We start from the raw sequence: 6,943 nt of genomic DNA, 5'->3' as shown, positions 1-6,943 counted from the left end.
GGCGAGCTGGAAGACCACCCGGTGGCCGGCAGCGACCCGGAGCATCCGGGCCTGGTGCGCATCTACAAGGACCCGGACCAGCCCAACGACCGCTACGAGAACGCCTGGCACACCGACGCCACCTGGCGCGATGCACCGCCCATGGGTTGCGTGCTGCGCTGCGTGGAGTGCCCGCCAGTGGGCGGCGACACCATGTGGGCGAACATGGCGCTGGCCTACGAGAAGCTGCCGCAAGACGTGAAAGAGCGCATCGAGGGCCTGCGTGCCCGCCACAGCATCGAGGCGAGCTTCGGCGCGGCCATGCCCGTCGAGAAGCGCCTGGCGCTCAAGGCCATGTACCCGGACGCCGAGCATCCGGTGGTGCGCACCCACCCGGAAACCGGCGAGAAGATCCTCTTCGTCAACGCCTTCGCCACCCACCTCACTAACTTCCATACCCCCGAGCGCGTGCGCTACGGCCAGGACTACAGCATGGGCGGCAGCGACCTGCTGCGCTATCTGGTCAGCCAGGCGTACATCCCGGAGTACCAGGTGCGCTGGCGCTGGAAGAAGAACAGCGTGGCGATCTGGGACAACCGCTCCACCCAGCACTACGCCGTCATGGATTACCCGCCCTGCGTCCGCAAGATGGAACGCGCCGGGATCATCGGTGACAAGACGTTCTGACCACCTGCCCGCCCGGCCAGGTGATACCCGGCCGGGACCTCTGAACAAGAACTTAAACAGGAGATCCCCATGCAATTCCTCGACGATTCCTTGCACCCGGAAAACATGGAAAAGGTGGTCATCACCGTGGCGCCCTATGGCCCCGAGTGGATGCCGGCTGACTTCCCGGAAGACATTCCGGTGACCATGGACGAGCAGGTCCAGAAGGCTGTTGACTGCTATGAAGCAGGCGCCACTGTCCTGCACCTGCACGTGCGTGAACTGGACGGCACCGGTTCCAAGCGCCTGTCCAAGTTCAACGAGCTGATCGCCGGCGTGCGTGAAGCCGTACCGGACATGATCATCCAGGTGGGCGGCTCCATTTCCTTCGCTCCCGAGAGCGAAGGCGAAGCGGCCAAGTGGCTGTCCGACGACACCCGCCACATGCTGGCCGAGCTGACTCCGAAGCCCGACCAGGTCACCGTGGCCATCAACACCACCCAGATGAACATCATGGAACTCCTCTATCCGGAGTACCTGAAGGGCACCTCCCTGGAAAACCCGGTCTACCAGGCCGCCTACAGCGAGATGACCGTGCCGGCCGGCCCGGCCTGGGTCGAGGAACACCTCAAGCGCCTGATGGCCAACGGCATCCAGCCGCACTTCCAGCTCACCGGCATCCATGCCCTGGAAACCCTTGAGCGCCTGGTGCGCAAGGGCGTCTACAAAGGCCCGCTGAACCTGACCTGGATCGGCATCGGTGGCGGCTTCGACGGCCCCAACCCGTTCAACTTCTTCAACTTCATCCATCGTGCGCCGAACGGCGGCACCCTCACCGCCGAGTCCCTGCTGAAGAACGTCCTGCCGTTCAACACCATGGCACTCGCCATGGGCCTGCACCCGCGCGTCGGCATCGAGGACACCATCATCGACCAGCACGGCAAGCGCTTCACCTCCGTGCAGCAGATCCAGCAGACCGTGCGCATCGCTCACGAGCTGGGCCGCGAAATCGCCAGTGGCAAGGAAGCACGCGAGATCTACAAGATCGGCGTGGAATACAAGGACGTGGAAGAGACCCTGCGCATGAACGGCATGGCGCCGAACCGCCAGCCGGGTCAGAAGCACGTTCCGATGCGTACGTGACCTGCGTAGCCAGAAGGGCCGGCCCACAAGGTCGGCCCCGGCGGGATGCTAACCGCATACCCGCCAGCTAGCGTGACAAAAACAACTACACGCACAGATTCAAGGTAACCGCGATGGCCTTTCATTCCGCTGCCACCGCCGATTTCGACCAATCGGCCGTGAACGTCCCCCGCACCTACGCCTGGGTGGTATTCGCCCTGACGTTCGGTCTGTTGATCTCCGACTACATGTCGCGGCAGGTCCTCAACGCGGTATTCCCGCTGCTCAAGTCCGAATGGACGCTCTCCGACTCCCAGCTTGGCCTGCTCAGCGGCATCGTCGCCCTGATGGTGGGGCTGCTGACCTTCCCGTTGTCGCTGCTGGCAGACCGCTGGGGCCGCGTGAAGAGCCTGGTACTGATGGCCATGCTCTGGAGCCTGGCAACCCTGGGCTGCGGCCTGGCGAAGAACTACGAGCACATGTTCGTAGCGCGCTTCCTGGTGGGTGTGGGTGAGGCGGCCTATGGCAGCGTCGGCATCGCCGTGGTGCTGTCGGTATTCCCTCGCGAGATGCGCGCCACCATCACGGGCGCCTTCATGGCCGGCGGCATGTTCGGCTCGGTACTGGGCATGGCCCTGGGCGGCGTCCTGGCGCAACACCTGGGTTGGCGCTGGTCCTTTGCCGGCATGGCGATCTTTGGCCTGGTGCTGGCGCTGGTCTATCCGCTGGTCGTCAAGCAGTCGCGCATCGGTAGTCCGCTGCCGGCGCGCAGCGCGACGGACGAATCCCCCTGCCGCCGCCCGCTGAAAACCCTGTTCGCCAGCCACTCGGTGATCTGCGCCTACGTCGGCAGCGGCCTGCAGCTGTTCGTTGGTGCAGCGGTGATGGTGTGGTTCCCCAGCTACCTGAATCGTTACTACCACATGGGCACCGATCAGGCTGGCGCTGTCTCGGCCATCATCGTGCTCACCGGCGGTGCCGGCATGATCCTCTGCGGCATGCTCAGCGACCGCATGTGCCGCAATTCCCCGGACCGCAAGATCGCCCTGGCCATCGCCTACTGCCTGATCAGTTGCGTGCTCCTGTCCCTGGCATTCCGCATGGCGCCCGGCGTACCGCAGCTGGTGGTCATCGCCATGGCCATGCTGGTGGCGACCGGTACCTCCGGCCCGGCCGGCGCCATGGTTGCCAACCTGACCCACTACTCGATCCACGGTACTGCCTTTGCCACCCTGACCCTGGCCAACAACCTGCTTGGCCTGGCGCCCGGACCCTATGTCACAGGCGTGCTGGCCGATCTCTTCGGCCTGGATCGTGCCTTCCAGTTGATTCCGTTGATCAGTGTCGCCGCGGCCCTGGTGTTCTGGTACGGCAAGCGCCACTACCAGAAGGACATCCAGAAGCTCTCGCCGCTGATGGCAAGTGAGGAACGTTAATGAAACCGCTGTTGGTCGAGATGACTTTCGACTTCATCTGTCCCTGGTGCCTGATCGGCAAACGCAACCTGGAGAAGGCCGTGCGCACGCTCGCGCAGAGCCGCCCGGATGTGCAGGTGCAAACGCGCTGGCGCGGCGTGCAGCTGCTGCCCCACCTGCCGGCGCAGGGTGTGCCCTTCATGGAGTTCTACGTGCAACGCCTCGGTAGCGAAGGTGCGGTACGTGCCCGCCAGGAGCAGGTGCAGGATGCCGCCTACCACGCCGACGTGGATGTGGACCTGCGCCGTATCGAAGTCATGCCCAACACCGCCAATGCGCACCGCCTGCTGGCGCTGGCCATGGAGCAGGGCAGCGAACGGCAGGTGGATACCCTGCTGGAGCGCCTGTTCGCCGGCTACTTCCAGTCCGGCGAAGACCTGGGCAACAGCGAGCTGCTGCTGAGCGTGGCCAGGCAGTGTGGTTTCGACCCGCGTCGCCTGGAAGCCGCGCTGTTCGACGACGGTCGCCCCTATGTCGGTAGCGAGGCCGTTCCGGCCACCCAGGCAGTGCCGTCTTTTGCGATCGACCAGCGCCTGTCGCTGGCCGGCGCTCAACCGCCGTGGCTGATGCTGGCCCAGTTGCAACGTGCCCTGGAGCTGCGTGCTGCGGCAGAGGTCTGCACCGCATGACCCGGTTGGTGGAGGTTCCGGCAGCGCAGGTGCCGCCCGTGGGCGGGCGCAGCCTGTTCCGCCATGAAGAAAAGTCGCTGGTGCTGTTCAACCAGAACGGCGAGCTCTACGCCATCGACGAAGGCTGCCCGCACAACGGCGCGTCGCTGTTCAGTGGCCGCCTGGACGGGCGCCTGCTGCATTGCCCAGCCCACGGCCTGCGCTTCGATCTCGCCAGTGGCTGCGTGGCGGGCGTGAAAGGCTTTGGTGTCGCCACCTACGCGGTGGAGCTGCAGCAGGGCCGTTGTTTCATCGATCTGTCGCGGCCGCGGCCGCAGGAATCACTCGTATGTCTGCAACAGCAATAACCGCGCTGGGATCGCGTACCCGGGTATTGATGCCCGGTGTGATCGTCAGCGCCGTGGTCGCCGCGGCGGCCACCTTCCTTTCCGAGCACTACGGTGCTCCGGTGATGCTCTTCGCCCTTCTGCTGGGCCTTGCAGTGAACTTCCTGGCGACCGACGGTGCGTGCAAGCCCGGTATCGAGTTCACCGCCCGCGAAGTATTGCGGGTCGGCGTGGCACTGTTGGGCATTCGCATCACCCTGGAACAGATCGCGTCGCTCGGCTGGCAGCCAGTCGCCATGGTGGTGGCACTGGTGGTGGTTACCATCCTCGTGTCAGTCGCAGTGGCGCGTCTGCTTGGCTTCAACAGCCTGTTCGGCCTGCTTACCGGTGGCGCCACGGCCATCTGCGGCGCCTCGGCGGCCCTGGCCCTGGCGGCGGCGCTGCCCAGCCATCCGCAGAAGGAACGCGCGACGCTGTTCACGGTGATCGGCGTATCGGCGCTGTCCACCCTGGCGATGATTCTCTACCCGATGATCGCCGAGGCCCTTGGGCTCTCGCCGTTGCATGCCGGGTTCTTCATCGGCGGCACCATCCACGACGTGGCCCAGGTGGTCGGCGCGGGCTACAGCATGGGGCACGAGACCGGCGACAGCGCCACCGTGGTCAAGCTGATGCGCGTGGCGATGCTGCTGCCGGTGATCGTCTGCGCCGCAATGATCACTCGCATGCGCGGCGCCGAGCCGGGCAGCAAGCGGCCGCCGCTGTTGCCCTGGTTCGCGGTGGGCTTCGTGATCCTCGCCGCGATCAACAGCACGGGCGTGATTCCGCCGGTGGTGCAAGAGGCCGGCAATGAACTGTCGCGCTGGTGCCTGGTAATCGCCATCAGCGCCTTGGGCATGAAAACCCAGCTCAAGGACCTGGCCTCGGTGGGTATCAAGCCCATCCTGCTGATGGTGGGGGAGACCGCCTTCCTCGCCGTCCTGGTACTGGCCATGCTGCATTGGGGGTTTTGAAACCCTACTCCTGCTCCCGTAAGGGGGTCATCGACGCCTGCCACAGCGGGCACTTTGCCGCGCGACAAAGCCTCCTGGGACGGGTTTCGAAGCGCGGTTTTTTTTGCCTTCGTTTTTTGTGGGAGCGGAGGCTTCTCGCAGTGACGATTCGAATGCCCGGGGTAGCAGGATGAAGCCGATTCGGTAGGGTGTGCCTCTCGTAGGTTGGTCAGAGCGGAGCGATACCCATCGATGCGCGGCAATTGGCAGCACGCGGCGATCCAGTCCGCGAAAGTGCCGGGGCAGAGTGCTACCAATGGTTGGTACGGTGCCTGGCCATTTCGCGAATAAATTCGCTCCCACAGGGCAGGACTGCGTCCTGCCTGGCGATTGAAATCGCCCTCACAGGACTGTGCCCAGACAGAACACAGGCACGGACAACCCCCTCTCCCTCTGGGAGAGGGTTGGGGTGGGTACAGACCGGATAGATCCTTTACAGGTTGGACCGGACACATCCTTTACAGGTAATTCGCATGGCAGGAGGTAGCTGCCATGCCCTGGAAAAGAGTGTCGCCCATGGACCAACGTATCGAGCTGATCCACGCCTGGAGCAGCGGTGACTACAGCAAGAGCGAGCTGGCGCGCAGCTATGGCATCAGCCGGCCGACGCTCGACAAGTGGCTGCAGCGCTATGCGGAACACGGTGAGGCTGGCCTTCTGGAGCAGTCCCGGCGACCGCTCAGCAGCCCGCAACAGACCGCGACGGCGCTGATTGAGCGGTTGATCGAAGAGAAGCTGCGGCATCTGGATTGGGGGCCGAAGAAGCTGCTGGTGCGTCTGCGCAAGCAGGATCCGGAATTGCCCTGGCCAGCCCCTAGCACAGCGGGAGAATGGTTGAAACGGGCAGGGTTGGTGCAGTCGCGCCGACGTCCGCGGAGCACCCCGGCGTCCGTCACGCCCTTGCGCGCCGGCCTGCAGCCTAACCACGTCTGGTGTGCTGATTTCAAGGGGCAGTTTCGGACCGGGGATGGTCGCTGGTGCTATCCCTTGACCCTGACCGATCAGGCCAGCCGGTATCTGCTGTGCTGCCGGGGCTTGCCGCGTCCCGGCGGCGGGCTGAGTCGACCCTGGTTCGAGTGGGCCTTCCGCGAATACGGCCTGCCGGAGGCTATCCGCACGGACAACGGCAGCCCGTTCGCCTCGGTGGGCGTGGGCGGTCTCTCGCGCTTGGCGGTGTGGTGGATTCACCTGGGTATTCACCCGGAGCGCATCGCGCCGGGCCGTCCCGATCAGAATGGCCGACACGAGCGGATGCACCGCAGCCTGAAAGCGGCCGTCCTGAAGCCCCCCGCTCCCAATCTGGCCCAGCAGCAGATGGCGTTTGAACGGTTCCGCCAGGAGTTCAACACCATACGGCCGCATGAAGGACTCGGGATGGCGGTCCCGGCCGAGCGCTATGGGCCCTCGCCGCGCCCCTATCCGGCCCGTCTACCGGCGATCGAGTACCCGACAGGGCTGCAACTCCGGCGGGTGCACAGCAACGGTTGCATCAAGTGGCAAGGGCGCTCGGTGTTTCTGTCCGAGGCCCTGATCGACGAGTGGGTCGCGCTACGCGAAGTCGAGACGGATGTGTGGGAGCTGCGCTTCGGCCAGTATCCCTTAGGCCGGCTTGGACCTGGCTCCTCCCAGGTCCAACGCCTATCGGTGTAAAGGATGTCCCCGGTTCAATATGTAAAGGATGTCTGGCTCTACAG

The 6,943-nt window shown here is 64.9% G+C and carries 7 protein-coding genes; all 7 read left to right on the top strand.

Going from position 1 to position 6,943, the window contains the following annotated elements; all coding sequences use genetic code 11:
• The coding region (locus E8E91_RS12115) for a TauD/TfdA family dioxygenase (RefSeq protein ID WP_280375936.1) at positions 1 to 666 on the top strand (666 nt) is incomplete at its 5' end.
• A gap of 69 nt (positions 667 to 735) precedes the next feature.
• Entirely contained in the window at positions 736 to 1,788 is a 1,053-nt protein-coding gene (locus E8E91_RS12110; RefSeq protein WP_151134182.1) for a 3-keto-5-aminohexanoate cleavage protein, read from the top strand.
• A 113-nt stretch (positions 1,789 to 1,901) separates the two neighbouring features.
• Positions 1,902 to 3,203, top strand: a complete 1,302-nt coding sequence (locus E8E91_RS12105; protein ID WP_280375935.1) for an MFS transporter — start codon at positions 1,902 to 1,904, stop codon at positions 3,201 to 3,203.
• The gene (locus E8E91_RS12100) at positions 3,203 to 3,871 is read left to right on the top strand and encodes a DsbA family oxidoreductase (RefSeq protein ID WP_280375934.1); all 669 of its coding nucleotides are present in this window, start codon (positions 3,203 to 3,205) and stop codon (positions 3,869 to 3,871) included. The genes E8E91_RS12105 and E8E91_RS12100 overlap by 1 nt, the downstream gene beginning before the upstream one ends.
• Positions 3,868 to 4,218, top strand: a complete 351-nt coding sequence (locus tag E8E91_RS12095; protein WP_190833953.1) for a Rieske 2Fe-2S domain-containing protein — start codon at positions 3,868 to 3,870, stop codon at positions 4,216 to 4,218. Before E8E91_RS12100 ends, E8E91_RS12095 begins: the two co-directional genes overlap by 4 nt.
• Entirely contained in the window at positions 4,200 to 5,210 is a 1,011-nt protein-coding gene (locus E8E91_RS12090; RefSeq protein ID WP_280371260.1) for a putative sulfate exporter family transporter, read from the top strand. Before E8E91_RS12095 ends, E8E91_RS12090 begins: the two co-directional genes overlap by 19 nt.
• 555 nt (positions 5,211 to 5,765) lie before the next feature.
• Positions 5,766 to 6,899 carry an IS481 family transposase gene (locus tag E8E91_RS12085; protein ID WP_280375419.1) on the top strand — a complete coding sequence of 378 codons (1,134 nt, stop codon included), beginning with the start codon at positions 5,766 to 5,768 and terminating at the stop codon, positions 6,897 to 6,899.
• Positions 6,900 to 6,943 lie beyond the last annotated feature (44 nt).

It is taken from the genome of Pseudomonas sp. BN515 (genome assembly GCF_029873155.1).
In the GTDB taxonomy this organism is placed as follows: domain Bacteria; phylum Pseudomonadota; class Gammaproteobacteria; order Pseudomonadales; family Pseudomonadaceae; genus Metapseudomonas.
Note: the sequence above shows the minus strand (reverse complement) of the source record. Positions and strands in the feature narration are given on the sequence as shown.